Raw genomic sequence first — 26793 nt, 5'->3', positions numbered from 1 at the left:
AAACGCTGCACGAACACCATGTGCGATAACCGCACGTGACCGCGGGTAAATTTTCTTCCGCTTTGCCCACCCGCCGCGTTCCCGTGTCCGTGTCACGGGCGGAGCGGGAGCCCGGCCGGGATGCGTTCGAGCACGCCGCCCGCGAAGGTGTCGTAGAGGGGGAGCGTCTCCAGGTGGACGTAGCCGATGTGGCAGTCGCAGACGGCCAGCGGGCAGGGCCGGGGGCGCAGAGCGGCGCGGTACGAGCCGTCGTAGAGGTTGCCGAGCTCCGCCTTCACGAAGTGGCAGCGGCGGACCGTGCCCGCGCCGTCCACCGAGATCACCGAGGCGCCCGTACGGCACGGGAGGCCCGCCGAGCGGTGGGGGTGGCGGCTGAACGGGAAGAGCGGGTCCAGAGCCGTCCAGTCGGCCGCCTCCGGGTCGGTGTACGCGTGGCCCTCGGCGGCGTTGATCCACAGGTACACCTCGGGCGGCAGGGCGGCCCGCAGCCGCCGGGCCTCCGCCAGGTGCTCCGGCAGCCCGACCACCCCCACGCTGAAGCGCACCCCGGCGGCCGCCAGGTCCCGGCACTTGCCGAGGAAGCGCTCGTACGGGGTCTGCCCCGGGTGGTACGTGCACCACAGCGCGAGCGTGTCCAGGTCGGCCCCGGCGGTCCAGGCGGTGCGCCCGCTCAGGTTGGTCTGGATCGCGACGCGGCGGACGTGCGGCAGGTGCGACAGCTCCACCAGCGCGCGCCGGTACCAGGAGCGGACCAGGCCCTCGCCCCACGGGGTGAACAGGACGGACAGCCGGTCGGCGGTGTTTCCCGCCGCCCAGGCGGTGAACCGCTCCAGCGCCGCACGGTCGGCCGTCAGCGTGTCCCGGCTGTCGCGCCGCTTGGCGAAGGGGCAGTAGGGGCAGTCGTAGTCGCAGGAGGCGAGCGGACCCCGGTAGAGGACCGTCAGGTCCATGCCGGGCGCCTCCACGGCCGCCCCGGGCGCATAGAGGGCGGTCCCCGGCGCCCCCGGGTCCGTTCCGGGCACTTCCACGGCCGTCACTTGCGCTCGTACGCGGCCATCACGGCCCGTACGTCCGCCGAGAACAGCGCCGGGCCCGCCGCGTCCGAGTGCGCCAGCCCCTCCGGAGTCAGTCGGAGCAGCGCGGCGTCGTCCACCAGCCACCCCCGCTCCGCGAAGGCGGCCAGCTCCGCCGGGAAGTCCTCCCACGGGCTGCTCCCGAACCGCCCCCGGTACTCGGCCACCGGCATGCCCCGCGCCTGGAGCAGGGACTGCAGCAGGTGTCGCCGCCGGGCCTCCTCCGCGTCGATCCACCGGCCGTAGTCGGCCCGGGCGAAGTCCGCCTCCGGGCGGCCCACGTAGTCGTCGACGATCGTACGGATCTGCCGCATGTCCACCGCGTAGTCGAAGGAGTAGTGCAGGTCGGCCGTGTACGAGCGCGCCCCGCAGCCCAGCCCGACCATGCCGTCCGTCTGGCAGGCGTGGTCCGCGGGGCCCTCGGCGCTCTGCGCCGGCGCGTCCGCGCGGCGGAACATCCGCATCGACACCTGCTCGTACCCGGCGGCCAGCAGACGGTCCCGGCCCGCCCGGTAGAGCCGCAGCCGCTGCTCGTCCCAGGCGGCCGGGGAGTCGTTCGGCCGACGGCCCAGGCCCGTCAGCGGCCGCACGTACAGCGGGTACAGGTACAGCTCCTCCGGCCGCCACGCGAGGGCGGCGTCCAGCGAGTACCGCCAGCTCTCCTCGGTCTGGCCGTCGATGCCGTAGATCAGGTCGATGTTCAGGACCGGGATCGCCGCGTCCCGGATCCGCGACAGCGCCGCCTCCACGTCCGCGCGCTTCTGCGGCCGCACCGCGGTACGGGCCTCTTCGGCCACGAAGCTCTGTATGCCCAGGCTCAGCCGGGTCGTGCCCCGGTCGGCGAGGACGGCGAGCCGGTCCGCCGTGGCGGTGGCCGGGGAGGCCTCCACCGACAGCGGGACCGCCCGTAGATCGGCGCCCGCGCGCTTCTCCGCGATGTCGCAGAGCCGCTCCAGCTCGGAAGCCGTCAGGAAGGTCGGCGTCCCGCCGCCGAAGGCCGCCGCCGCGAACCGCACCGGCTCGTCGGGGCCCAGCGCCTCGCGGACCGCCGTCGCCTGCCGCTCCAGCGCGTCGAGGTACGCCGTGGTCAGGCCTTCCGGGGCGCCGATCCGGGTGAAGAGGTTGCAGAACCCGCAGCGCACCTCGCAGAAGGGGATGTGCAGGTAGAGGGAGAGCGCGTCCTTGGGCTGCTCCGCCCACAGGTCGCGCAGCGCGGGCCGCTCGGGGAGCGGGCGGTACGCCGTCTTGTGCGGGTAGGCGTAGACGTAACTCTCGTAGGGCGTAGGTGAGTTGAGGGTGGTGGAGTTCATCGGCCGGTCGGCCCCTTCTGGTCCAGGAAGAACTGTGCGTAAGGGACCGTCCAGACGGCCTCGTGGGCGAGCCGGTGCCCGGTGTACCCGTCGTCCCCGTACGTCGTCCCGTGGTCGGAGCAGACGACCGCGAAGCAGCGGCGCCGCGCGCTCATCGCGTCGAAGAGCCTGCCGATGTGCCGGTCCACGTACTCCAGCGCGGCCGCATGGGTCTCCCACGAGTCCCCGGCGGCCGCCGAACCGGCGGGCGAGTGGAACCAGTTGGGCTGGTGCATCGCGGACACGTTCAGGAAGAGGAACAGCCGCCGGCCATGGGGGAGGCCGGCCACGACCCGCTCGGCGCACGCCACCTGCGCCTCGAAGGAGCGGGGCGAAGCCACCCCGAACTCCGGCTCCCAGTGGCTCTCCTGGAACATCCCCGGCAGTACGGATCCCAGCGCGGCCCGCTTGTTGAAGAAGCCGACCCCGCCCACGCACACGGTCCGGTATCCCGCCCCGGCCAGCCCCGCCACCAGGTCCGGGGTGTCGAACACCCAGGTGCGCCCGGCGGTGGTCTCGCTGCCCTCGAACCGGGCGGCGAACAGCCGCTCGTGCGGGCCCGGCCCGTCGGGAGTGGGCAGGAAGCCCGCGAACATCGCCTGGTGGGAGGCGTAGGTGAAGCTCCCCGGCGCGTGCCGCCGCTCCCACACCCCGCCGGGCAGGTGCGCCGCCAGATGCGGGATCCGGCCCTCGGCGGCGAGCCGCTCGGCCACGTCGTGGCGCAGGGTGTCGAGGGTGACCAGCAGCAGGTCGTCGCGGCCGACGACCTCGTTCATGTCGGGGGCGCAGGCGGCTCCGGGGCCGGCGGCGGGGTCAGTCGTGGGCGGGGGCGAGTGCATGGTGTTCCTGTGGTTCCCGTCGTACGGCGGCCACTTGGGCCGCATAGGTGTCGAGCCCCTCGGCGGGCGAGCCGGGCAGTCCGGTCAGCCGGGGCAGCAGATCCCCGAAGGCGTTGACCTCGCCCACCGCGAACCCCCGCCAGCCGGTGCCCGGCAGCAGGTCCACTCCCACGCACGGGGTGCGCGGAAAGGCGGCCGCGGCCCGCTCGCAGACGGCGAGGGCGTCCGCCTCCCAGCTGCCGCCCGCCGCCTTCACGGCGGCCACGGCGGCCGCCAGATCGCCGCGCGCACCGCCCAGGTGCAGATTGGTCAGCGGTCCGGCGGCGGTGCGGACCACGGCGTGCGTGGCCCGGCCGCCGATGACGACGATCCGCAGATCGGCGGAGCGGCCCTGCTGGGAGGCCTTGGGCAGCCAGCGCTCGATGTGCAGGCCGTCGGGGGCGAGGGAGTCGACGATCGCGCCGATCACCCGCTCGTCCTCGTACCGGCGCAGCCGCAGCGAGTTGTGCAGCGCTCCGGACGGGGCCCGCTCCACGGAGGTGGTGGCGCGGATCCGGCCGCCCGCGCCCGTCTCCAGGGCGAGCACCCCGGAGGCCGAGGAGCCGTGCGCGAGCTTCACGAACGCCCGGCGGTGGCCGGGGCGCGCGAGCACCGCCCGTACCTCCTCCCAGCCGCCCACGGGGGCGGCGACGGCGGCCGGGCCCGAGGTCGGCGAGGCCGGTACCGGGATGCCGGCCGACTCCAGCATTCCGTGGCAGAGCCGCTTGTCGAACAGCGCCGCCAGCTCCGCCGGATCGCCCAGCAGCCTCCCGCCGGCCGCCCGCACCCCGTCCGCCACCGCGTGCACGGCTCCGGTGAACCGGCGGTACCAGAGGCCGGTTCCCTCGACCCGCGTGGTGTCGGTGACCCCGCGCAGCAGCCGCTCCACCTGCGGATCCTCGCCGGGCGAGTCGATCCGTACGCTCTCGCCCGCCCGGAAGACGGCCCGGCCGTGCAGCACGTCCAGCCACGGCACCACCCGGGCTTCGGGCAGACTGGCGGCGCGCACGGCGTCCTGGAAGAGGGCGACCCGGCGGTTGCCCGGATTGCCCACCACGGCGAACTCGACGGCGGACGCGGAGGCTACGGCGGCCGCTGCGGCCATGGCGGACGCGGAGGCTACGGCGGGTGCCGTACGCGTCACTCCGCCACCGCGATGTAGCGGTACGCGGTCCCGTCCTCGTCGACGTCGTTCTCGTCCGCGACCTGGTGGTCGCCGAGGTCCACTTCCACCCCGTGCGGCGCCAGCGCCGCGCATATCCGCTCCCGGAGCGGCTCGCTGACGTAGTGGTGGTGCAGGTCGAGCCTGGTGAGGTGGGTGAGCGGCCCGCCGGCCAGCAGGGCTTCGACGCCCACGTCGTCCAGGACGCCCATGGACAGGTCCAGGACCTCCAGCCGCTCGACGACCGGAGCCGTGGCCAGGGCCTGCGCGATCTCGTTCTGGATCTCGCTGTTGCGCAGCGCGAGCCGGCGCAGCGCGGGCAGCCGGCGACCGGTCAGGAACGGCTCCAGGTCGGTGATTTCCGCGTCCCCGCCGTAATCGGGCGTGCCCAGCCACAGGTCGAGCTCGGTGAGCGCGGGCAGTTCGCTCGCGGCGACCCCGCGCACCACCTCCCGCGGGAGCCCGCCCGTCTCGATGCGCAGCACGCGCAGCGCCTCGTGCCGTACGGGCGGGAAGAGCAGGCCGTCGCCGCCGCGCACCCCGAACTCCTCGAGCGCGGGATAGGCCCGCAGCAGCGGGCCCACGTCCGACTGATGGATCCAGGAGATCTCGCACTCCTCGAAGGTGACGTCGCCGATGAACAGCGCCCCCAGCGCGGGGAACCGGTCCGCGGCCTCGGCCAGCGCCGCTATCAGGGCCTCGTTGGAGGTGTCGTACGCCTCCGACCAGCCGCCCACGATCAGCGACCGGACGGCCCGGGTGTCCACGGAGTCGGCGAACCGGGCGAAGACCTCGGGCCATTCCTCCTCGGCGTCGTACACGTCCGCCGAGAGCCGCCAGGCCACGGACCCCGCCTCGGGCAGCGCACGGGTGTCCTTCGGCCCCGGGAAGTCGAAGGCCGGCAGGCCGCCCAGTTCACGCAGGTGCTCACCGATGGTCATGTGCGCTGCTCCTGATGGTGGCGATGGGTCGGAAGGGTGTCCTCCGTCCTCCGACAACAGTTCTACCAAGCCCCGCCGACATCCCGACCGCCGGAGGGTGCCGACCGGACCCGGCCGGCCGGCACCCTCCAGCGGCCATCCCGGCGGTCAGCGCTTGCGGTAGCCCCGCGCGTCCTCGGCGGCGGCCAGTACCGCATCGATGTCGCCGCCGATCGCCGAGGTCAGCGTGATGGCCACGGCGCCCTCCAGGAACGGCGCGTCCACGATCCGGGTGCCTTCCGGCAGCTGCGAAGGCACCTCGCCGAGCAGGGACTTCACGGTCAGCACCGCGCTGCCCATGTCGCACAGCAGGGCCACGCCCACGCCCTCGTCCACCGTCCGCGCGGCCGCCGTGATCAGCTCCGCGCTGGTGCCGATCCCGCCGTCCGGGGTGCCGCCCGCCACCGCGAGCGGCGCCGGGTCCACCGAGCCGAGCAGCGCGCCCGACAGCGCGGCCACGGACTCCGCGACCGCCTTGCTGTGCGAGACCAGGACCACGCCGACCCGGCCGGTACGGGTCTTCGCGGCGGGCTGGGCGGCCGCGGCCGGGGCGGCGGCCGACTCGGCCACGGCCGGTTCCGCGACTGCCGGCTCCGCAGCGGCCGGCTCCTCGGGCGCGAGCGACACCTCCGGCGCGTCCACCGCTTCGCGCAGGGCCTCCATCAGCAGGGCCACGGAGTTGGCCCCGGCGTCCTGGTGGCCGATGCTGCGCTCGCCGAGGTAACTGGCCCGGCCCTTGCGGGCTTCGAGCCCCTCGGTGGCGTCGGCGCCCGCGCGGGCCGCGGAGACGGCTTCGTCCAGGGCTTCGCGCAGCGGCCGGTCCGCCTCGGCGGCTTCGGACAGGGCCGCCACGGCCGGGGCCAGGGCGTCCACCAGCGTGGCGTCGCCGATCTCGGCGCCGCCCAGCTTCTGCACCGACCGCAGCCCGGCGCCGAGCGCGGCGCCCAGCTCCAGGACGCTCGGAGCACCGGTGTCGCCGAGCACCTTGCCCGTGCGGCGCAGGGCGGTGCCGAACAGCGGCCCGGAGGCTCCGCCCACCGTGTTCGTCAAGGTGGTGCCGGCCAGGGTCAGCAGGGCCCCGGGAGTGGCCGGCCGCTGCTCGGCCACGGCCGCTCCGACGGCGCCGAAGCCCCGTACCAGATTGGCCCCGTGGTCCCCGTCGCCGATGACCGCGTCCAGCTCGGTCAGGCGCGCGCTGTCCCGTCGTACGAGCCGGTTGGTCTCGGCGATCCAGCGGCGGAAGTAGGCGGTGTCCAGCGCGGGGGCCGTGGCGGGGGTCGTCGCGGACGGGGTGGTCGGTGCGGCGGTCATGGGGATGGCTCCTGGATGGGGGTGTCGTTGAGGGGGCGGTCGGGACGCGGGTCAGCAGCCCCAGCGCAGGGACGGGGTGTCCACCGGCGCGTCCCACAGGCGCAGCAGTTCCTCGTCGGCGCGGCACAGGGTGAGGGTGCAGCCGGCCATGTCCAGGCTGGTGACGTAGTTGCCGACCAGGGAGCGGGCCACGGTGATCCCGCGTTCGTCGAGCACCTTCTGGACCTCGGCGCGCATGATGTACAGCTCGACGGGCGGGGTCCCGCCCAGGCCGTTGACGAGCAGGATGACGGGGGCGCCGGCAGCCTCGGGGAGGTCGTCGAGGATGGCGTCGAGCATCGCCCCGGCGGTCTCGGCGGCGGTCATCAGCTTCCGGCGCTCGCGGCCGGGCTCGCCGTGGATGCCGATGCCCAGCTCGATCTCGTCCTCGCCGAGCGTGAAGTTGGGGCTGCCCTTGGAGGGGGTGGTGCAGGAGGTCAGGGCGACGCCGTAGCTGCGCGAGTTCTCGTTGACCTTGCGGGCGACCGCGGCGACCTCGGAGAGCGGGGCGCCCTCCTCGGCGAGCGCACCCGCGATCTTCTCCACGAACAGGGTGGCGCCGGTGCCGCGGCGGCCGGGTCCGTTCGCGGTCCGGGCGACGGCCACGTCGTCGTCCACGACGACCTGCTCGACCTTGACGCCCTCGTCCTCGCAGTCCTCGGCCGCCATCGTGAAGTTGAGGATGTCGCCCGTGTAGTTCTTCACGATGTGCAGGACGCCCGCGCCCGCGTCGACCGCGCAGGTGGCGCTCGCGATGGTGTCCGGCACCGGGGAAGTGAACACCGGGCCGGCCACGGCGGCCGCCAGCATGCCGCGCCCGACGAAACCGGCGTGCAGCGGCTCGTGCCCGCTGCCTCCGCCCGACAGCACCGCGACCTTGCCGGCCGGATTCCCCACCACCGACCCGGCGGCCCCGGCCGCCCGCGTGACGATGCCCTTCTCCGCCTCGACGCGGAGCCCCGGGTGAGCGGCGGCCATTCCGCGCAGTGCGTCGGCGACGACGCTCTCGGGGGAATTGATGAGCTTCTTCACGGGGGCCTCTTTCCTGAAACGTGACACGTCGAACATGGAACGTGGAACGCGAACGTGGAACGCGAACACCGACCCGGAGCGAAATTGGAATTGCGGGACGGTATTCACTCGGCACCGTCGCCGACCAGCCACCGCTTCCCGGCCACTTGGCTCGAACTTTACTCGGGCGGACCTTCGGAACGAGCCGGGTCCTTGGTCCCGGATCCGGCCGCGGAAAGGCCTGTCCGCAAGGGGACCGTGCATATCTCCGCCGCCGCCGTAATCCGTGATAGGGATGAATAAGCAAGCCGAAATGAATTCGCAATGAGGAGGATTCACGTGAAGACCGTCGGTACCCGCATGATGATCAGCCCGCCCAATTACGTGCAGGGCGCCGGAGCGATGAACGACCTGGGCGAGCACACCGCGCACCTCGGGACGAACGCCGTCGTACTGGCCGACAAGGGCGTCTGGGGCTTCGTCGACGCGGCCGTCACCGCCTCCCTCACCGCCGCCGGGGTCAAGCTGACCAAGGAGGTCTTCGGCGGGCTCTGCACCCAGAAGGAGATCGACCGGGTCGCCGCGGCCGCCAAGGCGGCCGGTGCGGACGTCATCATCGGCATCGGCGGCGGCACCTCGATCGACACCGCGAAGGCCGTCGGCCACGCGCTGGGCGACATCGCCGTCGTATCGGCCCCCACCGTCGCCTCCACCGACGCGCCGACCAGCGCGCTCGCCGTGATCTACACCGAGGAGGGCGCCTTCGAGCGCTACTCCTTCTTCCGGCGCAACCCCAACCTCGTCCTCGTCGACACCGCGCTGGTGGCCAACGCCCCCAGCCGCTTCATCGTCTCCGGCATGGGCGACGCGCTCGCCACCTGGTACGAGGCCCGAGTCTGCGTCGCCGCGAACCGCGTCGCCATGGCCGGCGGCCTCGCCACCGAGGCCTCCCTGAGCCTGGCCCGGCTGTGCTGGGAGACCCTGATGGAGTACGGCCCCCAGGCCCGCCTGGCCGCCGAGGCGCACGTGGTGACCCCGGCGCTGGAGAAGGTCACGGAGGCCAACACCCTGCTCTCCGGCCTCGGTTTCGAGTCCTGCGGCCTCGCCGCCGCGCACGGCATCCACAACGGCCTGACCGTCTCGCACAAGGTCCACGGCATGATGCACGGCGAGAAGGTCAACATCGGCACGCTCGCCCAGCTGATCCTGGAGGGCGCCCCGACCGACGAGCTGGACACCTACCTGCGCTTCAGCCGCGCCGTGGGCCTGCCCACCACCCTCGCCGAGATCGGCCTCGGCGACCCGGGCCGCGAGGAGCTCCTCGCCATCGGGCGCGCGGCCACCGCGGAGGGCGAGACCACGCACAACATGCCGTTCCCGGTGACCCCGGACATGGTCGCGGACGCCCTGATCGCGGGCGACGCGTACGCCCGCGCCACCGCCGGAAAGTCCGGCAAGGGCTGCTGAGTTCCACGGGCGCGCGGTCCTACGGGGCTGCGCGCCCGGTCCTGGCCGCCAGCAGCAGGGCGATGTCGTCCGGCCGGTCGGTGGAGTTCCCGGCCTCGCCGACCAGCAGGTCAGCGGTCTCCGTCAGCGGGCCCGGGCCGGCCGCGGCCAGTGCGGCCCGCAGCCGGTCCACCCCGATGTCGATGTCGGTTCCCGGGGTCTCCACCAGCCCGTCCGTGTACAGGGCGAGCACCGCCCCCGATTCGATCCGGAGCTCGGTGAGCGGATAGTCGGCTTCGGCGTCGACGCCGAGCACCACCCCGCCCGGCAGGTCCAACACCTCGGTCCGGCCGTCCGGATGCCGCAGCAGCGGCTGCGGGTGACCGGCCCGGACGGCGTGGGCGAGGCCCGTCGCCGGGTCGAGCAGTACGTAGCAGGAACTGGCGAACTGCCCCGGGTCGAGGCCGATGAGCAGCCGGTTCGTGCCCCGCATCACCTGCTCCGGGGTACTGCCCGCCAGAGTGAACGCCCGTACGGCGCTGCGCAGTTGACCCATGGTGGCCGCGGCCGCCACCCCGTGGCCCTGGACGTCGCCGATGACCAGAGCGAGGCGTCCGCCGTCCGCCTCGATCACGTCGTACCAGTCGCCGCCCACGTCCATGCCCGCGGTGCCGGGCAGGTAGCGGCCCACGGTGACCACGTTCTCGTGCACCGGCAGCCGGTGCGGCAGCAGCGCCGCCTGGAGCCCGCGGGCCAGCTCCGCCTCGCTGTCGTAGCGCCGCGCCCGTTCCAGGGCCTGCGCGATGAGCCCGGCGAGCGCCGTGAGCACCGTACGCTCCTCCGGGCTGAACCCGCGCGGGGCGTCGAACCCGAGGATGCACGAGCCGACCGGCCGGCCGGAGGCGATCAGCGGAAGGAAGGCACGGGCGCCGAGGTGGGCGTCCAGCGGGATCCCCGGATAGGCGTCGGCCAGTCGCTCCATCGACTCGAAGAACAGCGGCCGGCCCGAGGTGAGGGTCTCCACCCCCGGCAGCCGGGTGTCCAGCGAGACCCCGTCGAACCGGTCGAGGAACCCCTTCGGGAAGCCGGTCTCCCACGCCAGGTGCAGATGCCCCTCGCCGAGCAGGTAGATCGCCAACTGGCGGCCGCCGAAGGCCGGGAGGAGCTCCTCGGTCACCACCGCCGACACCTGGCGGGCCGTCACCGCCTCGGTCAGCGCGATCGCGAGGGCCACCGGCCGGTACAGGGACGAGGCCCGGTCGGCGGGCGAACCGAGGCCGGGCGAACCGAGGCCGGGCGAACCGAGGCCGGGGGAGCCGAGCCCGCCGCCGGGCCGGATCACCGATTCGGGGGCGTACGCGGGCGGTTCGGCCGGTCCGATGGTGACGGTGATCCCGTCGCTTCCGGGGTGCAGGCCCACCGACAGCCATTCCCCGGGCTCCTGTTGCCCGTGCCGGGCCTGGAAGTACACGGGCTCGGGGGCCAGGTACACGGCCCGGAAGTGGTCGTCGTACGCCGGGTGCCCGAGCCAGGGCAGGGCCTCCCACAGCATCCGCCCGGTCAGCTCCGGTCCGCCCTCGGCCCCGAGCAGGGTCCCGGCGCCGGTGCGGGCGGCGGAGTTCACGAACCCGATCGTGCCCTGCCGGTCCACGGACAGGACGGCCTGCTCCAGCCGGTCCACGACCGTACGGGCTGCGTCGCGGCCGCCGTCGCCATCGGAGCCGGAGTCCGATCCGCGTGCGCCCGGGCCCGCGGAGTCGGCGGGCCCGGGTACGCACACCGGGTCGCCCTCCCAGGCCACCGGCGTCCCGCCCGCGGTGAGCTCCGCCAGCTGCCGGGCCAGCCGGTCCGCCACCGCGCGCAGCCGCGCCCGGTCGCCCGCCGGGACCGGGACCCCGGGCGTCGCGGGGCGCAGCACCACGAGGACCCCGTAGCGCTCCGGCCCGCGGGCCACCGGCTCGTACAGCGAGCCGAAGGGGAACGGCAGCCCGGCCATCAGCTGGGGGAAGCGCCGCATCGCCGATTCCGCGTCGGGCAGGTGCACGGACTGCCCCGAGCGGTACGCCTCCGCGACCGGGTAGGGGCGGTTCACGTGCATCCGCCACCAGGGCCGGAACAGCGGCCCCGGAATCCCGGTCAGGACGGCCATCCGCAGCAGTCCCTCGGTGCCGGAGCGCAGGTAGACCCCGCCCGCGTACCCGTCGGCGGCCACCACGGCGTCCAGGGCGGCCCGCGCGAGCACCCGGGCCGCGGTGCCGTCGGCGGGGCCGCCGATGTCCCCTCTCGCCGTCACCCCTTCAGGATGCGCTCGGGACCCGGCCCCCGCACACGGCCCCGCGGACGGCCGTCGCGCACGGTCCGCGCGCACCGTGCGACGGGAACCGGGTGCGCAGCAACCACCGCGCCCTCGAAGGTCAGGCCCGCGAACGGGTCCCGGCCGGCGCGCGGTCCCGGTAGCCCGCCACCACCGCGGCCCCCGCCACCAGCAGCACCACGGCCACCGTGCGCAGGGCCGCCCCCATGGCGTCCGTGAAGGCCGCGACCTGCGCGGGGCCCTGCGGCACCCCGTGGAACCGGGAGGCGAGCACCGTGCCGACCACCGCGACCCCGAGCGCCGCGCCGATCTCGCGGGCCGCGGTGTTCACCCCGGAACCCAGCCCGGCCTGGTGCGCGGGCAGCTCGGCGACCACCGTCAGGGTCAGCGCGGGGGCGCACAGCCCGGTGCCGACCGACAGGACGAGCAGGTAGAGCGCGTAGAGGGCGTACGGGGTGCCCGCGTCGGCTGTGGACACCAGCAGCAGTCCGCCGCCGATCAGGCCGAGCCCGGCCCCGACGGGCAGCCGGGGTCCGGTCCGCTCCTGGAGCCGGGCGCCGTACTTGGGCACCAGGGCCATGCCCACGGTGAGCGGGACGATCGCGAAGCCCGTCTGGGCCGGGGAGAAGCCCTTCGCGTACTGGAGGTACTGGGCGTTGACGAAGAACAGCGAGAACAGCCCGAAGAAGGCCGCGCCGATGCCGAGCGCACCGGCCCGCAGCCTGCGCGAGGCGAAGATCCGCGGATCCAGCAGCGGGCGGGCGGCGCGCAGCCCGTAGCCGGTGAAGGCGGCCAGCAGGGCCGCGCCCGCGCCGAAGGAGGACAGCACCCGCACCGATCCCCAGCCGTACGAGGGCCCCTCGATGATCGCGTAGACCACCGCGAGGAGCGCTCCCGCGAGCAGGGCCGCCCCGGCCGGATCCACGGAGGCTTCACGGCGTGCGGGCGTACGGGGCACCGTGCGGGCGACGGCGAGCGCGAGCAGGATCCCGAGCGGGACCACGGCCCAGAACAGGGCCCGCCAGGTCAGGAACTGCCCGGCGAGGCCGCCGCCCACGTTGCCCGCCAGGCCCCCGAGGCCGGCGGCCAGGGTCCAGGTGGCCAACGCCTGCCCGCGTCGCTCGGGCGGGGACAGGTGGATCAGGACCGACATCGTGGCGGGCATGATCAGGGCCGCGCCCGCCCCGCACAGGCCGCGCCCCGCGATGAGCAGGGCCGGGCCGGCGCAGAGCGCGCTGACCGCGCCGCCCGCGGCGAACAGCAGCAGCCCGGCGAGCAGGGCGCCCTTGCGGCCGTACCGGTCGCCGAGGGCACCCGCCGGGATCAGCAGCGCCGCGAAGACGATGACGTACGCGTCGACCGTCCACAGCAGCTGCTCGGGGGTGGGGTGCAGGGTGGAGGCGGCGAGCTGCGGGATCAGCAGGTTGACGGCGGCGACCATGCCCTGGGCGACCAGGACGCAGGCACACAGCACCAGCAGGGCGGCGCGGGTGAGCGCGGGTGCGGGTACGGGTGCGCCGGCAGGTGCGGCGGCGGGTTCCCGCTTCTTGAGGGCATGGCGGAGCACGGCTCCTCCTCGGAGTCGGTGGGTTTGAGGTGGGAGTGGGGGCGGGGCCGGCGTCCCGGGCCCCGTCCTCACCGTAGGGTCGGGATGACCTGCTTTCCAGTGCAAGTTATGCAAGGGATCCATGCACATGACGCAATCCGGAGCGGCCTCCGGCCTCGACCTGAACCTGCTCGTCGCCCTGGACGTCCTCCTGGAGGAGTCGAGCGTGTCCCGGGCCGCCGCCCGCCTGCACCTGTCCGAGCCCGCGATGAGCCGCACCCTCGGCCGGATCCGCAAGGCGCTCGGCGACCCCGTGCTGGTCCGCGCCGGGCGCACCATGGTCCCCACCCCGCACGCCCTCGCGATCCAGGTCGAGGTCAGGGCGGTCGTGGAGCGGGCCCACGCGCTCTTCCTGGCCGGCGGCCGGGTGGACCTGGCGAGCCTGACCCGCACCTTCACGGTGCTGGCCAACGAGTTCTTCACCGCCGTCTTCGGCGCCCGGCTGTTCGCCCAGGTCGCCCGGGAGGCGCCGGGGGTCCGGCTGCGGTTCCTCGCGGAGAGCCACACGGACGTGCCCGCGCTGCGCGAGGGCGTCGCCGACCTGGAACTCGGCGTGATCGACACGCGTTCCCCGGAGGTGCGCACCGAGCACTTCGCCGACGCGCGCATGCTGGGCGTCGTGCGCGGCGGACACCCGCTGCTGCGGGGGCGGATCACCGCCCGGCGGTTCGCCGGGGGAGAGCACCTGATCGCCTCCCGGCGCGGCCGTCTGGAAGGCCCGGTGGACGGAGCCCTCGCCGAACTGGGCCTCACCCGGCGGGTGGTGGGCAGCGTCGGCACCTTCCCCGCCTCCCTCTTCGTGCTCCGCGAGAGCGACCTCATCGGCCTGATCACCAGCCAGGCCGCGCCGCTCGCCGCCGCGCTGGGGCTGGAGACCTTCGAGATCCCGCTCGACCTGCCGCCGCTGCCCTTCGGCATGGCCTGGCACCCGCGCCACGACGCCGACCCGGCGCACGCCTGGCTGCGCGACCGAGCCCGTGCGCTGATGCCGGCCGGGGGGTAGCCGGGCCCTGAATCCGGCGCCCGTCTCCCGCCCGTCTCCGCCGCCCGTCTCCGCCGAACGGCCGAGGCCGGGCCGGGACCGGTGGGCTGAAAGTCCCTGCTGATCAGGGACTTTGCGCGCCTTACCGGAGCACCCGGGACTGCTTAGGTTTGCCTAAGTAGAACCGAAGAAGGAGGTCCGGTGCCGTCGCTCAACGACAGCCGTCCCGGGACGACCGTACGCATCACGGGGATCGACCCCGGTCAGGCCGGCGGAAGCCGGCGCCGGCTCCTGGAGTTCGGCTTCGTGCCGGGCGCCGACGTCACCGTGATCGCCCGGGGTGCCACCGGGGGCCTGCTCGTCGGGCTCGGAGACACCCGGGTCGCGTTGGACTCCCGTACCGCCGGCCGGCTGAGGTGCGGCCGATGAGCTGTCACGGCACCGAGGGCGCCCGGACGGCCACCCTGGACCGCGGGGCCGGCGCGCCGGTCGTGGCCCTGGTCGGCAACCCCAATGTCGGCAAGTCGACCCTCTTCAACGCCCTCACCGGCGCCCACCAGCACGTCGGCAACTGGCCGGGCAAGACGGTCTCCGTGGCCCAGGGCGACTGGCGCACCCCCGGCGGCCGCCGGCTGCGCGTCGCCGACCTGCCCGGCTCCTACAGCCTGCTGCCCGACTCCCCGGACGAGGCGCTGGTGCGCGACGTCCTGACCGCGCCGCCCGGCGAACGGCCCGACGCGGTGGTCTTCGCCCTCGACGCGGCCAACCCGGCCCGCAACCTGTACCTGCTCTCGCAGATCCTCGACACCGACATCCCCGTCGTGGTCGCGCTCACCATGACCGATGTCGCCGCCCGGCGCGGCACGGCCCCCGACCCCGGCGCGCTGGCCCGCGAACTGGCGCTGCCCGTCGTGGCGGTGGAGGGGCGCAGCGGAACCGGGCTGGACCGGCTCGCCGACGCGGTGGCCGAGGTGCTGGACACGCCCGCTTCGCCCTCACCCTCGCGGTCCGCCTGGGCGGACGGTTCGCCGGTGGCCGCCGAGCTGGCCGCGCTGGCCGACCCCGCCCGCGAGACGGCCGCGCGGACTGCGCAGCCGGCGAGGTGGCTGGCCGTCAGCCTGCTCTGCGGGGAGGAGCCGCCCGGGGTCCCGGCCGCGCTGGCCGAGCGGTCGCGGGCGGCCGCGGACCGTCTCGCCGCGGCCGCGCAGGAGGTGGACACCGACGCCGAACTCCTCGTGGCCGAGGCCCGCTACGCCTGGGCGCACGCCGTCATCGAGCGCGCCGCGCCCCGCCCCGCGCAGTCCCGCCCCACCCTCACCGACCGGGTGGACCGGCTGCTGCTGTCCCGGACCTTCGGGATCCCGTTCTTCCTCGCCGTCATGTGGGGCGTCTTCCAGGCCACCACGGTCCTGGCGAAACCCCTTCAGGACGGCCTCGGCGACTTCGTCTCCGGCCCCGTCAGCGGCGGGGCCGAGCGGCTCCTGGAGGCCGTTCGCGCGCCGGGCTGGCTGACCGGCCTGCTGGTGGACGGCCTGATCAACGGGGTCGGCCAGCTGCTTACGTTCGTACCCCTGATGATCATCATGTTCCTGCTGCTGGCGCTGCTGGAGGACTCCGGCTACTTCGCCCGCGCCGCCTTCGTCGCCGACCGCCTGATGCGTACCCTGCGCCTGCCCGGCCGCGCCTTCCTCCCCCTCGTCGTCGGCTTCGGCTGCAACGTGCCCGCGCTGGCCGGCACCCGCATCCTGAACCGGCGTTCGCACCGACTCCTGGTCGGCCTGCTCATCCCCTACATGAGCTGCACGGCCCGGCTCGCCGTCTACGTGATGATCGCGGGGGTCTTCTTCGGATCGAACTCCGGCACCGTCGTGTTCTTCCTCTACGTCGCCTCCGTGCTGCTGGTGGTCGGCATGGGCCTGATCCTGCGGCCCCTCCTCTTCAGGGACATGAAGGAGGAACCCCTCGTCCTGGAACTGCCCCCGTACCGGCTGCCCACCCTGCGCGTCACCGGCGCCCAGGTCCGCCTGCGGCTCACCGCCTTCCTGCGCACCGCGGGCGGGATCATCGTGGCCACCGCGGCCGCCGTCTGGCTGCTCATGGCGATCCCCTCCGGCACGGGACTCGGCGGCTTCGGCAAGGTGGACGTGGAACAGAGCGTGTTCGGCACCGTCACCCGCGCGGCCGCGCCCGTCGTGGCCCCGGCCGGATTCGGCGACTGGCACGCCACGGCCGCGCTCGGCACCGGGCTGATCGCCAAGGAGGGCGTGATCTCCACCCTCGCCCAGACCTACTCGGCCGAGGAGGAGGGCGACCCGAAACTCACCGCGAGCCTGCACGCCACCTTCGACGAATCCTCCGGCGGCCACGGGCGGGCGGCCGCGCTCGCCTTCCTGGTCTTCATCCTCGCCTACACCCCCTGCATGGCCACCCTGGCCGCACAACGGGCCGAGATCGGCACGCGGCTGACCGTCATCGGCTTCGGAATCCAGCTGGCCGCGGCCTGGCTGCTGGCCGTCGGGGTCTTCCAGATCGCGAGGCTGGTGTGGTGAGCGGGGCCGGTGGGACCGGCCGCGGGCCCGGCGGAGGTTCGGGCGCAGCCGACCCGGCCGGTGGGCCCGACCCGGCCGGTGGGCTGCCCGCGGACCCCGCGCCCCGTGCGGCCGGGGGGCCCGGCATGCTGCGCAGGCTGCTGCGGGCCTTCGAGGAGGCCGCCCCCGGAGAGGGGCTCGCGCAGGTCGCCGACCGGCTCGGCATCGGCAGGAGCGAGGCGGCCGACCTGGCCGCGTACTGGGTCCGCAAGGGCCGGCTGCGGCGCGAGGAGATCGGCGCCCCGGACTGCTCGGGCTGCTCCTTCGCCTCGCGCTCCTGCACCACCTGCCCCACCGCCTCCGCGTCGCCGCGGCCGGTCCTGATCGCGCTGAGCCCCGTACGCTCCGCGGACCCCGCGCGCTCCGAAGGCCCCGGGTCCACAGGTCGCGTGAGCCCTACACGCCCCGTACGCCCCGTGCGCCGCGCCGACTGACCCGAACGCCTCCCCCGTCCGGGGGAGGTCCGGCCCGGGGAGCGATCTGCGGCACCGCAGCCCGGGCAGGCTTGCGGGCATGCGACAGCAGTACGACACGTCAACGCCCCCGGTGGCCTTCTCGCTGGCCGACGCCTTCACCCTGCGCACCGCGCTCGACGCCCTCGGCGGGGTGCGCGGTCTGGACACGATCGACCTGGCCTGCGGACACGGAGGGACCACCCGGATGCTGGCGAGCGGGGGTGCCCGCCGCACCGTCGGCGTCGACAGCTGCCCCGAACGGATCCGGCGGGCCCGGGAGAACGGGGCCCCCGTCGAGTACGTCCTCCTCGACGACGCGGCCGGGACGTCGGAGCTGGCGGCCGGGATGGCGGAGCTGGGGCCGTTCGACCTGGCCACCGCCGTCTACCTGTTCAACCAGGCCCACGACAGGACGGCCCTGCACGCCCTGTTCCGGGCCGTCCGGGCGGCCCTGCGTCCCGGCGGGCGGCTCCTGGCCATCGTGCCGAACCCGGGCGCCTTCCCGTACGCGGACTGGTCGCCGTACGGGATCAGCGTCGTCGAGCGGGCTCCGGGCGGGGACGCGCCGCTGCTCCGGGCCCGGCTGGAGACCGATCCGCCGGTGCCCTTCGAATGCCGGGAGTGGGCGCACGCCGACTTCGCCGAGGCCGCCGCCGACGCCGGCTTCGCGACCGTCTCCTGGCAGCCGACGAGGACGCCCCCGGCGTGCGCGACCCGCGACGAGACCTACTGGTCCCGCTACCGCTCCGCCCCCGTCGGCTCCCTCATGAACTGCGTGGCCTGACCCCGCCCGGGGGCCGGCCCGGGGGTCAGGTCTCCGACGCCGTCGCGCGGATCAGCTCCACGATCCGGTCGCGCGCCGCCCGGCCCTCCGGGAGCGGCAGCAGCGGGTACACGTGCGGCAGCCCCGGCTCCTCATGGAACTCCACCTCGGCGCCGTCCGCCCGGGCCCGCCGCAGCAGTTCGCGGCTGTCGGTCGTCAGGAGGTCCCGGGTGCCCGTGAACACCGTCAGCGGGGCCAGTCCCGCGAACGATCCGTGCAGCGGGCTCACCCGGGGGTCGTCGGCGGCCAGGTTGCCCGCGTACAGCCGCCCGGCCTCCAGGAGCCCAGGACGGGCCAGCATCGGGTCGTCCGGCTCGATGGCCGCCTGGTCGGGATGGCTCATGGACAGGTCCAGCCAGGGCGAGATCAGCACGATCCGGGACGGCTGCGCCCCGGTGCGGTCGCGCAGCCGCTGGGCCGCCGCCAGGGCCAGCCCGGCGCCGGCCGAGTCCCCGACGAGTACGGTGCCGCCCGCCCCGCCGCTCGCGATCAGTCCGCTGAGCAGGTCGGCGGCGACCGGGACGGTCCGGTCGGCGGTGCCGCGCGGGGCCAGGATGTACGCCGGTACGACGACCCGGGCGCGGGCCTGCGTCACCAGGGTCCGGATCAGGGACCAGTGCGGGCGCATCAACTCGCGCACGTAACCGCCGCCGTGCACGTACAGCACCTGGGCGGCCGGTTCGGCCCCGAGCGGGGAGACGTCGTACACCGGCCAGGCTCCGACGAAGGTCCGCGAGACCTCCGCGACCCGGCCCAGCGAATGCGGCGGCAGATGGGACGCCGGCCGGCGGGCCGATTCGGCCACCCGGGTCCGGACCGCCTCGGCACTCCCGAACCGTCTTCGCCGCCCCGCCGCGATCAGCGCGACCGAAAGCGCTCTGCTGCGCAGACTCGGCACGCCCCTCACCTCCCCATTCCCGGCCCGGACCGCTCACCGGTCCGTCCCCTGCCCGACACCTGAGGAGCATAGGCGTGAAGCTGCCCTGTGGACCCGCTTAAGAAATCCTCGATGGACTGATCACCCCCAGGTCGGCAGATTGGTGACCGTCCGAACGCCGCCGGGCCCGCACGCCCCGTAGCGCTTCCTTCCGCATGCCTGGAGCCACCCCCATGAAGGCACTCGTCAAGCACAAGGCCGAGCCCGGGCTGTGGCTCATGGACGTTCCCGAGCCCGAGTACGGCCCTGGCGACGTGCTGATCAAGGTGCTGCGCACCGGCATCTGCGGGACGGACCTGCACATCCGCTCCTGGGACGGCTGGGCGCAGGGCGCCGTCAAGACCCCGCTCGTACTCGGTCACGAGTTCGTCGGCGAGGTCGCGGCGCTCGGCGCGGACGTCCACGAGGACATCGAGGTCGGCGCCCTGGTCAGCGGCGAGGGCCACCTGGTGTGCGGAAAGTGCCGCAACTGCCTGGCCGGGCGACGCCACCTGTGCCGCAGCACGATCGGCCTCGGGGTCGGTCGCGACGGCGCCTTCGCCGAGTACGTGGTCCTGCCCGCGCAGAACGTGTGGGTGCACCGGGCCAAGGTCGACCTCGACGTCGCGGCGATCTTCGACCCCTTCGGCAACGCCGTGCACACCGCGCTCTCCTTCCCGCTGGTCGGCGAGGACGTACTGATCACCGGCGCGGGCCCGATCGGGATCATGGCGGCGGCCGTGGCCCGGCACGCGGGTGCGCGCAACGTCGTCATCACCGACGTCAGCCCGGAGCGCCTCGAGATCGCCCGCAAGGCGGGCGCCACGCTCGCGCTGGACGTGCGCGAATCGACGATCGCGGACGCGCAGGCGCAGCTGGGGCTGCGCGAGGGCTTCGACGTCGGCCTGGAGATGTCCGGCCGCGGCGAGGCGATGCGCGACATGATCGACAACATGACGCACGGCGGCAAGATCGCGATGCTGGGCCTGCCGGCGCAGGAGTTCGCGGTCGACTGGGCCAAGGTCGTCACCTCGATGATCACGATCAAGGGCATCTACGGCCGAGAGATGTTCGAGACCTGGTACGCGATGACCGTGCTGCTGGAGGGCGGGCTCGACCTCAGCCCCGTCATCACCGGCCGCTACGCGTACGGGGACTTCGAGGCCGCGTTCGACGAGGCCGCGACCGCGCGCAGCGGGAAGATCATCCTGGACTGGACGGCGTAACCGCCCAGCCTCAGCAAGCCACCTCCCTCCGGCCGGGCCCCGCCCACCCTCCCCCCTCCGCGGGGCCCGGCCCCCTCCCTCCTCCCCTCCGCCGCACCAGGCCGCACCAGGAGAAAAGAGAGCACCGCACATGTTCGAGACCGTCCGCGAGGACTTCCGCGCCACCCTCGACGAGATCCGCGCCGCCGGGCTGCACAAGCCCGAGCGCGTCATCGGCACCCCGCAGAACGCCGCCGTCGCCGTGACCTCGGGCGGCGCGTCCGGTGAGGTCCTCAACTTCTGCGCCAACAACTACCTCGGCCTCGCCGACCACCCCGAGGTCGTCACGGCCGCCAAGGAAGCCCTCGACCGCTGGGGCTACGGCATGGCCTCTGTGCGCTTCATCTGCGGTACGCAGGAGGTGCACAAGGAGCTGGAGGCGCGGCTCTCCGCCTTCCTCGGCCAGGAGGACACGATCCTCTACTCCTCCTGCTTCGACGCCAACGGCGGAGTCTTCGAGACCCTCCTCGGTCCCGAGGACGCGGTCATCTCCGACGCCCTCAACCACGCCTCGATCATCGACGGCATCCGCCTGTCGAAGGCCCGCCGACTGCGGTACGCCAACCGCGACCTGGCCGAGCTGGAGACCCGGCTCAAGGAGTCGCAGGACGCCCGCCGCCGTCTGATCGTGACGGACGGCGTGTTCTCCATGGACGGCTACGTCGCCCCGCTCGCCGAGATCTGCGACCTGGCCGACCGCTACGACGCCATGGTCATGGTCGACGACTCGCACGCCGTCGGCTTCGTCGGCCCCGGCGGCCGCGGCACCCCGGAACTGCACGGGGTCATGGACCGCGTCGACATCATCACCGGCACCCTGGGCAAGGCGCTGGGCGGGGCCTCGGGCGGCTACGTCGCCGCGCGCACCGAGATCGTCGAGCTGCTGCGCCAGCGCTCGCGCCCGTACCTCTTCTCGAACTCCCTCGCCCCGGTCATCGCGGCCGCCTCCCTCAAGGTCCTCGACCTGCTGGAGTCCGCCGGCGACCTGCGCGACCAGCTCGCCGCCAACACCAAGCTCTTCCGCACGAAGATGACCGAGGCGGGCTTCGAGATCCTGCCCGGCGACCACGCCATCGCCCCGGTGATGATCGGCGATGCGGCGAAGGCGGCGAAGATGGCGGAGCTGCTGCTGGAGCGCGGGGTCTACGTGATCGGCTTCTCCTACCCCGTGGTCCCGATGGGCGCGGCCCGCATCCGCGTCCAGCTCTCGGCCGCCCACTCCACGGCGGACGTGGAGCGCGCGGTGGCCGCGTTCATCGACGCGCGGTCGGCGCTGGCGGGCGCCGAGTCCTGAGCCCTGGCCGGCAGGTGACCGCCGGCGGTCCGGGACATCCGGCACGTGACCGCCGGCGGTCTGGGAAATTCAGCCCCGCCGGCGTTTGAGGCGCGGGGTCTGGGGCGGAGCGCCAGGGGCCTCGGGCGGAGCGCCGCCCCTGGGCTTCGGGTGCGGCCCGCACGGGCCCCGCGAGCTGCGAGAATGGCAGCGTGATCGACCCCCGGAGGCTGCGCATCCTGCGGGCCGTGGCGGACCACCGTACGGTGACCGCCGCGGCCGCAGCCCTGTACCTCACCCCCTCCGCCGTCTCCCAGCAGCTCGCGGCGCTGGAGCAGGAGACCGGGCACTCGCTGCTGACCCGCAGCGGGCGGGGCGTACGGCTCACTGCCGCCGGGGAGATCCTGCTCGGGCACGCCCACGAGGTGCTGGCGCAGCTGGAGCGGGCCGAGGCCGAACTCGCCGCCTACGCGGGCGGCTCGGCGGGCGAGGTCACCGTGGCCGCCTTCGCCACCGGCATCGCCGAGGTGCTGGCCCCGGCCATCGCCCGGCTCGCCGTGGACCACCCCGGGATCCGGCTGCGCGTACGCGACGCGGAGGGCGACCAGAGCCTGCCGCTGCTGCTCGACGGCGAGGCGGACCTCGCGCTGGCCGTGGAGTACCGGGGTGCGCCCGGTGCGGGCGACGGCCGGCTCTCGGTGCTCCCGCTCTACGCGGAGCCCTTCGACGCGGTCCTCCCCGCCGGGCACCCGCTCGGCGATCTGCCCGAGGTGTCGCTGGCCGACCTCTCCGACTCGGACTGGGTGGGCCAGTACCCCGGCAACCCCTGCCACGACGTGATGCAGCTGGCCTGCGAACTCGCCGGGTTCCAGCCCCGGTTGGTGCACTCCTCCGATGACTTCAGAGCCGTGGTCGCGCTGGTCGGCGCGGGAGCCGGGGTCGCTCTCGTACCGCGCTCGGCGCTGCGCGGGATGGACCTCAAGGAGGTCCAGGTCCGCCCGGTGGCCGGCCCGGCGGCGACCCGCCGGGTCTTCGCCGCCACCCGGCGCGGGGCCGAGGCGCACCCGCTGATCGCCCCGGTCCTGGCGGCCCTGGTCCGCGAGGCGGGCCGGCTCCCGGAGCACTGAACCCCGCGGGGTCGGGCCCGGCAGGATCCGGAGAGGCGTCCTAGACCCGGAACACGGCGCCCGGCGAGGCGTGCTCGACCGGACCGTCGAACCGGGTCGCGGCGCGGGCCACCGCGTCCCGCGGATCGAGCCCGCGGCCCACGTGCGTGACGATCAGCCGCCCCGCACGGGCGGCCCGCGCGGTGTCACCGGCCTCCTCGGGAGTGTGGTGCACCGCTTCGCCGTCCGCGGGCGGTCGCGTACTCTCCGCCTCGCAGAGCAGTACGTCGCACCCCTCGGCGAGGCCGGTGAGCCCGGGGCAGGGAGCGGTGTCCCCGGAGTACACCAAGGACCGCCCGCCCCCCTCCACGCGCACGGCGAATGCGGGCATCCCGTGGTCCACGGCCCGGCTGGAGAGCGTGAGCGAGCCGACCCGGACCCGGTGCCCGTCGTAGAGCTCCTCAACGGCGAAGGCGGATTCGACGGGGCTGCGCACGGGACCGTTCGTGAGGAACCCGGCCAGCCGGTCAGCGGTCCCCGGCGGTCCGAACAGCGGGATCGGCGCCTTGAGCCGGATGTCCGCGTAGAGCAGGCCGTAGTACGCGGTGAGCAGTTCGGCGGCGTGGTCGGCGTGCAGGTGCGAGATCCAGACGGCGTCCAGCTCGCCCAGTGCGACGTGCTGTTGCAGCGGCCCGAGCGTCCCGCTCCCGGCGTCCATCCACACCCGGGTTCCGCCGTGGGAGACCAGGTAGCCGGAGCAGGGATTGTCCGCGCTCGGATAGGGCGTGGCGCTGCCCAGGACGGTGAGGCGCAGAAGATCGTCGGTCATTACGGGAGTCTAGGGCTGTAGCCGGTACAGCACTTGGGGCCGCCCCTCGGGGACTCAGGCCCGGATGACCTCCACGCCCGCCGCCTCGAAGGCCTCGGCGACCGCCGGGGAGAGTCCGGTGTCCGTCACCAGGATGTCCACGGCGTCGGTGGCGACGATGCGGGCGAAGGCGCGGACGCCCAGCTTGCTGGAGTCGGCGGCGATCACCACCCGCCGGGCCCGCTCGCAGAGCAGCCGGTTCATGGCCGCCTCGTCCTCGTGGCGGGTGGCGGCCCCGTCGGCCGGGTCGAAGGCGTCCACGCCGACCACGGCGGTGTCCACGGAGAGCTGCCCGAGCACTTCCATGGCGAGGGGGCCGGTGAGCTCGTAGGACTGGGGCCGGGCCACGCCGCCCGTGAGCACGATCTTGAACTGCGGTCTGATGACCAGTTCGCCCGCGATGTTGAGGGCGTTGGTGACCACGGTGAGGGCGGGGGAGCCGGTGGCGAGGTCGGGGCGGGCGGCCAGGGCCCGCGCCACCTCGGTGGTCGTGGTGCCGCCGGTCAGGCCGATCACCTCGCCCCGCACGATCAGCGCGGCGACCGTCTCGCTGATGCGGCCCTTCTCGGCGGCCCGGCGCGAGGTGCGGTAGCGCAGGGGGAGTTCGTACGAGACCCCGTGCAGGACCGCTCCGCCGCGCGTGCGGACCAGCAGCTGCTGTTCGGCGAGCTGGTCGAGGTCGCGGCGGATGGTGGCGGCGGACACGCCGAGGGCCTCCGCGGCGGGTTCCACTTCCAGCTCGCCCCGCTCCACCAGCAGGTCCAGCAGTGTCTGCCAGCGTTCCTTGCGGGTCATCGGCCGCCCCTTCGGTCTTCGCTTCACTGTTCGCTTCGATGGTCCCTCTTGGCCTACGTGCAGGCCTGCGTATCGACATTAACGCAGGAGATCATCCCCGAGATGCTTGAAGTTGCGTGAAAGTGCCCACTATCTTGCAAGAACACGCATTCAGGGGTGCACGCACCGCGCTAGGGAGCCGCCATGAGCCACGTCGCGTACGAGTTGGGCACGCAGCCCGCATGCTGGGAGCGGGCCGCCGAACTGGCCCCGGAGCGGCGGTCGGTGCTGCCGCGGCCGGGGGAGCGTACCGCGATCGTCGGATGCGGGACCTCGTACTACATGGCCCAGGCCGCCGCCGTGTTGCGCGAGGAGGCCGGGCAGGGCGAAACCGACGCCTTCCCCGCCTCGGAGTTCCCCCACCACCGCCGCTACGACCGGGTCATCGCGCTGACCAGGTCCGGGACCACCACCGAGGTCCTCGACCTGCTGGCCGGCCTGCGGGACGCGGGCGTACCCACCACCGCCGTCATCGGGGATCCTTCCACCCCCGTGATCACCCTGGCGGACGAGCTCGTCGTACTGGACTTCGCGGACGAGCAGTCCGTGGTCCAGACCCGCTTCGCCACCACCGCCCTCACCCTGCTGCGCGCCCACGTCGGACTGCACACCCCGTCCGTGGTCGCCGACGCGCGCGCCGCGCTCACCGCCCCGCTCCCGGCCGAGCTGGAGACCCGCGGGCAGTTCACCTTCCTCGGGCGCGGCTGGAGCGTAGGACTCGCCAACGAAGCCGCGCTGAAGATGCGCGAAGCGGCCCTGGCCTGGGCCGAGTCCTACCCGGCCATGGAGTACCGGCACGGGCCCATCAGCGTCTCCGCGCCCGGCACCGCCACCTGGTCGATCGGCGAGGCGCCCGAGGGGCTCGCCGAACAGGTCCGGGGGACCGGGGCCCAGTGGGTGGCCGGACACCTCGACCCGCTGGCCGAGCTGGTCCGCGTACACCGCCTGGCCGTCGCCGTCGCGGCGCACCGGGGGCTGGACCCGGACGCACCGCGCAACCTGACCCGCTCGGTGATCCTGACCACGGGCGAGGAGGCCGTCCGATGAGCCTCGTCTCCGCCGGAGCGCTCGTCCGCGAAGCGGCCGCCAAGGGCCGGGCCGTGGCCGCCTTCAACATCATCACGCTCGAGCACGCCGAAGCCGTCGTCGCGGGCGCCGAAGCGGCCGAAGTGCCCGTGATCATCCAACTCAGCGAGAACGCCGTCAAGTTCAGGGGCGGGCAGCTGCTGCCCATCTCCCGTGCGGCGGTGGCCGTGGCCGAGGCCGCCGGGGTTCCGGTCGGCCTGCACCTGGACCACGTCAAGAGCTCCGACCTGCTGCGCCAGGCCGTGGACGCCGGATTCAGCTCGGTCATGTACGACGCCGCGCACCTCTCCTACGCCGAGAACCTGGAGGCAACCCGCTCCGCCGCCGACTGGGCACACGCCAACGGGCTGTGGATCGAAGCCGAGTTGGGCGAGGTCGGCGGAAAGAACGGGGCCGCGCCGCTGGACCCGCACGCACCCGGCGCCCGTACCGACCCCGACGAGGCGCGCCGATTCGTCGCGGACTCCGGAGTGGACGCGCTGGCCGTGGCGATCGGCAGCAGCCACGCCATGACCAGCCGGACCGCGGCCCTGGACCACGCACTGCTCGCCCGGCTCGCCAAGACGGTGGACGTGCCCCTGGTGCTGCACGGATCCTCGGGCCTGCCGGACGGGGAGCTCGCGGCGGCCGTCGCCGGAGGCATCCGCAAGGTCAACATCGGAACCGCGCTCAACGTGGCGATGACCGAAGCGATCCGCACACACCTGACCCCGGCGGACCCGCGCCCGTATTTGACCGCCGCACGGACGGCTATGAAATCAGCCACGGTGGCTATGATCAGCGCCCTGAACTGACGGGATCGGGCAACGGGGGGACTTGATGGGCGCACAGCGGGGCCACACCAGCAGACGGGGGCTTCTCCTGGGACTGGGGGCCCCGCTGCTCCTCGGCGGAGCCGGGCTCACCTACGTGCTGTGGCCCGAGAAGGCGGCCGGCATGAAGGTCCGCACCGACCTGGAACCGCTCAACCGGCGCTTCTGGACCGCGCTGGGCGACGTGTCCGACGCGCACTGGCTGGGCTACGACGCAGACGAGCCGGGCGCCGCCCGGACCGTACCGAGTCCGGACTCCCGGGTCCGCCTGGTCGGCCTCGCCCACCTCGAGTCGGGCACCGCGAAGCGCATCCTGCGCGACCCGGCCCACAAGTTCGAGGTCACCACCCTGTCCACGCTGCCCGCCGAGCTGAAGCCGTTCGTGCCCAGCGGCGCCGGCTGGCAGAGCAGCGAGACGTACAACAAGGCGGCACTCGCGGAGGGGCTGGGCGTGATCCCTTCGGGCTCGTTCTGTTTCGACGGGATACGCGACCTCGTGTACTTCGACTACACCTTCCTCTACACCTGACCCGCCCCGGGCTCACGGGAACCGGGGCGATGGCCCGCTGAGCCCGCCGACCGCTGACCCTTCCGGATTCTTGCAACAGGTTCTAGT

The 26793-nt window shown here is 74.0% G+C and carries 24 protein-coding genes; 12 read left to right on the top strand and 12 right to left on the bottom strand.

The genetic code is table 11. The annotated features are described in order from the left end of the window. Positions 1 to 92 precede the first annotated feature (92 nt). From OG490_RS04595 to dhaK, 7 genes are all read right to left on the bottom strand, one after another. The gene (locus OG490_RS04595) at positions 93 to 950 is read right to left on the bottom strand and encodes an STM4011 family radical SAM protein (RefSeq protein WP_330300774.1); all 858 of its coding nucleotides are present in this window, start codon (positions 948 to 950) and stop codon (positions 93 to 95) included. 83 nt (positions 951 to 1033) lie between these two features. After that, entirely contained in the window at positions 1034 to 2383 is a 1350-nt protein-coding gene (locus tag OG490_RS04590) for an STM4012 family radical SAM protein (protein WP_330294990.1), read from the bottom strand. Then, positions 2380 to 3198: an STM4013/SEN3800 family hydrolase gene (locus OG490_RS04585; RefSeq protein WP_330300773.1), complete on the bottom strand. Its 819-nt coding sequence runs from the start codon at positions 3196 to 3198 to the stop codon at positions 2380 to 2382. Before OG490_RS04585 ends, OG490_RS04590 begins: the two co-directional genes overlap by 4 nt. 37 nt (positions 3199 to 3235) lie before the next feature. Continuing rightward, positions 3236 to 4405: an STM4014 family protein gene (locus OG490_RS04580; RefSeq protein ID WP_330300772.1), complete on the bottom strand. Its 1170-nt coding sequence runs from the start codon at positions 4403 to 4405 to the stop codon at positions 3236 to 3238. Positions 4406 to 4440: 35 nt separating this feature from the next. After that, the gene (locus OG490_RS04575) at positions 4441 to 5403 is read right to left on the bottom strand and encodes an STM4015 family protein (RefSeq protein ID WP_330294989.1); all 963 of its coding nucleotides are present in this window, start codon (positions 5401 to 5403) and stop codon (positions 4441 to 4443) included. A 147-nt stretch (positions 5404 to 5550) separates the two neighbouring features. Further along, entirely contained in the window at positions 5551 to 6753 is a 1203-nt protein-coding gene (gene dhaL / locus OG490_RS39115; RefSeq protein WP_443065753.1) for a dihydroxyacetone kinase subunit DhaL, read from the bottom strand. A gap of 51 nt (positions 6754 to 6804) precedes the next feature. After that, positions 6805 to 7824 carry a dihydroxyacetone kinase subunit DhaK gene (gene dhaK / locus OG490_RS04560; protein WP_330294988.1) on the bottom strand — a complete coding sequence of 340 codons (1020 nt, stop codon included), beginning with the start codon at positions 7822 to 7824 and terminating at the stop codon, positions 6805 to 6807. 318 nt (positions 7825 to 8142) lie between these two features. Here dhaK and OG490_RS04555 point away from each other — a divergent pair, with 318 nt between their 5' ends. Next, the gene (locus OG490_RS04555) at positions 8143 to 9270 is read left to right on the top strand and encodes a glycerol dehydrogenase (protein ID WP_330294987.1); all 1128 of its coding nucleotides are present in this window, start codon (positions 8143 to 8145) and stop codon (positions 9268 to 9270) included. 19 nt (positions 9271 to 9289) lie between these two features. Here OG490_RS04555 and OG490_RS04550 read toward each other — a convergent pair whose 3' ends face one another. Together OG490_RS04550 and OG490_RS04545 are read right to left on the bottom strand one after the other, a co-directional pair. After that, positions 9290 to 11542, bottom strand: a complete 2253-nt coding sequence (locus OG490_RS04550; RefSeq protein WP_330294986.1) for a PP2C family protein-serine/threonine phosphatase — start codon at positions 11540 to 11542, stop codon at positions 9290 to 9292. A gap of 121 nt (positions 11543 to 11663) precedes the next feature. Further along, positions 11664 to 13130, bottom strand: a complete 1467-nt coding sequence (locus OG490_RS04545) for an MFS transporter (protein ID WP_443065752.1) — start codon at positions 13128 to 13130, stop codon at positions 11664 to 11666. Between the two features lie 121 nt (positions 13131 to 13251). Here OG490_RS04545 and OG490_RS04540 point away from each other — a divergent pair, with 121 nt between their 5' ends. The 5 genes from OG490_RS04540 (at position 13252) to OG490_RS04520 (ending at position 17978) form a co-directional block, all read left to right on the top strand. Next, a complete protein-coding gene (locus OG490_RS04540) occupies positions 13252 to 14172 on the top strand; it encodes a LysR family transcriptional regulator (RefSeq protein ID WP_330294985.1) in 921 nt (306 codons plus the stop codon). Between the two features lie 180 nt (positions 14173 to 14352). Then, positions 14353 to 14580 (top strand): FeoA family protein, encoded by a 228-nt coding sequence (locus OG490_RS04535; protein ID WP_330294984.1) that lies wholly within the window; start codon positions 14353 to 14355, stop codon positions 14578 to 14580. After that, positions 14577 to 16700 (top strand): ferrous iron transport protein B, encoded by a 2124-nt coding sequence (feoB, locus tag OG490_RS04530; protein ID WP_330294983.1) that lies wholly within the window; start codon positions 14577 to 14579, stop codon positions 16698 to 16700. The genes OG490_RS04535 and feoB overlap by 4 nt, the downstream gene beginning before the upstream one ends. Before the next feature lie 125 nt (positions 16701 to 16825). Next, a complete protein-coding gene (locus tag OG490_RS04525) occupies positions 16826 to 17173 on the top strand; it encodes a helix-turn-helix domain-containing protein (RefSeq protein ID WP_330294982.1) in 348 nt (115 codons plus the stop codon). 79 nt (positions 17174 to 17252) lie between these two features. Next, positions 17253 to 17978 carry a class I SAM-dependent methyltransferase gene (locus tag OG490_RS04520; protein WP_330294981.1) on the top strand — a complete coding sequence of 242 codons (726 nt, stop codon included), beginning with the start codon at positions 17253 to 17255 and terminating at the stop codon, positions 17976 to 17978. Positions 17979 to 18003: 25 nt separating this feature from the next. On the opposite strand, the gene OG490_RS04515 is transcribed toward OG490_RS04520, so the two are convergent. Further along, the gene (locus tag OG490_RS04515; RefSeq protein WP_330294980.1) at positions 18004 to 18915 is read right to left on the bottom strand and encodes an alpha/beta hydrolase; all 912 of its coding nucleotides are present in this window, start codon (positions 18913 to 18915) and stop codon (positions 18004 to 18006) included. Positions 18916 to 19127: 212 nt separating this feature from the next. Here OG490_RS04515 and tdh point away from each other — a divergent pair, with 212 nt between their 5' ends. From tdh to OG490_RS04500, 3 genes are all read left to right on the top strand, one after another. After that, the gene (tdh, locus tag OG490_RS04510; RefSeq protein WP_330294979.1) at positions 19128 to 20159 is read left to right on the top strand and encodes an L-threonine 3-dehydrogenase; all 1032 of its coding nucleotides are present in this window, start codon (positions 19128 to 19130) and stop codon (positions 20157 to 20159) included. Between the two features lie 130 nt (positions 20160 to 20289). Further along, entirely contained in the window at positions 20290 to 21492 is a 1203-nt protein-coding gene (locus OG490_RS04505) for a glycine C-acetyltransferase (protein WP_330294978.1), read from the top strand. Between the two features lie 191 nt (positions 21493 to 21683). Then, positions 21684 to 22598, top strand: a complete 915-nt coding sequence (locus OG490_RS04500; protein WP_330294977.1) for a LysR family transcriptional regulator — start codon at positions 21684 to 21686, stop codon at positions 22596 to 22598. Between the two features lie 40 nt (positions 22599 to 22638). Here the strand turns inward: OG490_RS04500 and OG490_RS04495 are convergent, their stop codons facing one another. Then, a complete protein-coding gene (locus OG490_RS04495) occupies positions 22639 to 23406 on the bottom strand; it encodes an MBL fold metallo-hydrolase (protein WP_330294976.1) in 768 nt (255 codons plus the stop codon). Positions 23407 to 23460: 54 nt separating this feature from the next. Then, the gene (locus OG490_RS04490) at positions 23461 to 24240 is read right to left on the bottom strand and encodes a DeoR/GlpR family DNA-binding transcription regulator (RefSeq protein ID WP_330294975.1); all 780 of its coding nucleotides are present in this window, start codon (positions 24238 to 24240) and stop codon (positions 23461 to 23463) included. A 183-nt stretch (positions 24241 to 24423) separates the two neighbouring features. Between OG490_RS04490 and OG490_RS04485 the strand changes: the two genes are divergently transcribed. Genes OG490_RS04485 through OG490_RS04475 form a run of 3 tightly spaced genes read left to right on the top strand, consistent with a single transcriptional unit; the run spans position 24424 to position 26706 of the window. Then, a complete protein-coding gene (locus OG490_RS04485; protein ID WP_330294974.1) occupies positions 24424 to 25326 on the top strand; it encodes an SIS domain-containing protein in 903 nt (300 codons plus the stop codon). Next, a complete protein-coding gene (locus tag OG490_RS04480) occupies positions 25323 to 26159 on the top strand; it encodes a class II fructose-bisphosphate aldolase (protein ID WP_330294973.1) in 837 nt (278 codons plus the stop codon). Before OG490_RS04485 ends, OG490_RS04480 begins: the two co-directional genes overlap by 4 nt. A 25-nt stretch (positions 26160 to 26184) precedes the next feature. Continuing rightward, entirely contained in the window at positions 26185 to 26706 is a 522-nt protein-coding gene (locus tag OG490_RS04475; protein WP_330294972.1) for a hypothetical protein, read from the top strand. The last annotated feature ends 87 nt before the right edge of the window (positions 26707 to 26793 follow it).

The organism is Streptomyces sp. NBC_00503, assembly GCF_036346895.1.
Taxonomy (GTDB): domain Bacteria; phylum Actinomycetota; class Actinomycetes; order Streptomycetales; family Streptomycetaceae; genus Streptomyces.
The sequence above is the reverse complement of the archived record's forward strand: the minus strand, read 5'-3'. Positions and strand labels throughout refer to the sequence as shown.

What these genes read in the sequence shown, in the direction of transcription:
- OG490_RS04595 (WP_330300774.1), bottom strand. Translation starts at nt 950, where the DNA reads ATGGACCTGACGGTCCTCTACCGGGGTCCGCTCGCCTCCTGCGACTAC.
- OG490_RS04590 (WP_330294990.1), bottom strand. Translation starts at nt 2,383, where the DNA reads ATGAACTCCACCACCCTCAACTCACCTACGCCCTACGAGAGTTACGTC.
- OG490_RS04585 (WP_330300773.1), bottom strand. Translation starts at nt 3,198, where the DNA reads ATGAACGAGGTCGTCGGCCGCGACGACCTGCTGCTGGTCACCCTCGAC.
- OG490_RS04580 (WP_330300772.1), bottom strand. Translation starts at nt 4,405, where the DNA reads ATGGCCGCAGCGGCCGCCGTAGCCTCCGCGTCCGCCGTCGAGTTCGCC.
- OG490_RS04575 (WP_330294989.1), bottom strand. Translation starts at nt 5,403, where the DNA reads ATGACCATCGGTGAGCACCTGCGTGAACTGGGCGGCCTGCCGGCCTTC.
- dhaL (WP_443065753.1), bottom strand. Translation starts at nt 6,753, where the DNA reads ATGACCGCCGCACCGACCACCCCGTCCGCGACGACCCCCGCCACGGCC.
- OG490_RS04540 (WP_330294985.1), top strand. Translation starts at nt 13,252, where the DNA reads ATGCACATGACGCAATCCGGAGCGGCCTCCGGCCTCGACCTGAACCTG.
- feoB (WP_330294983.1), top strand. Translation starts at nt 14,577, where the DNA reads ATGAGCTGTCACGGCACCGAGGGCGCCCGGACGGCCACCCTGGACCGC.
- OG490_RS04525 (WP_330294982.1), top strand. Translation starts at nt 16,826, where the DNA reads ATGCTGCGCAGGCTGCTGCGGGCCTTCGAGGAGGCCGCCCCCGGAGAG.
- OG490_RS04520 (WP_330294981.1), top strand. Translation starts at nt 17,253, where the DNA reads ATGCGACAGCAGTACGACACGTCAACGCCCCCGGTGGCCTTCTCGCTG.
- tdh (WP_330294979.1), top strand. Translation starts at nt 19,128, where the DNA reads ATGAAGGCACTCGTCAAGCACAAGGCCGAGCCCGGGCTGTGGCTCATG.
- OG490_RS04505 (WP_330294978.1), top strand. Translation starts at nt 20,290, where the DNA reads ATGTTCGAGACCGTCCGCGAGGACTTCCGCGCCACCCTCGACGAGATC.
- OG490_RS04495 (WP_330294976.1), bottom strand. Translation starts at nt 23,406, where the DNA reads ATGACCGACGATCTTCTGCGCCTCACCGTCCTGGGCAGCGCCACGCCC.
- OG490_RS04490 (WP_330294975.1), bottom strand. Translation starts at nt 24,240, where the DNA reads ATGACCCGCAAGGAACGCTGGCAGACACTGCTGGACCTGCTGGTGGAG.
- OG490_RS04485 (WP_330294974.1), top strand. Translation starts at nt 24,424, where the DNA reads ATGAGCCACGTCGCGTACGAGTTGGGCACGCAGCCCGCATGCTGGGAG.
- OG490_RS04480 (WP_330294973.1), top strand. Translation starts at nt 25,323, where the DNA reads ATGAGCCTCGTCTCCGCCGGAGCGCTCGTCCGCGAAGCGGCCGCCAAG.
- OG490_RS04475 (WP_330294972.1), top strand. Translation starts at nt 26,185, where the DNA reads ATGGGCGCACAGCGGGGCCACACCAGCAGACGGGGGCTTCTCCTGGGA.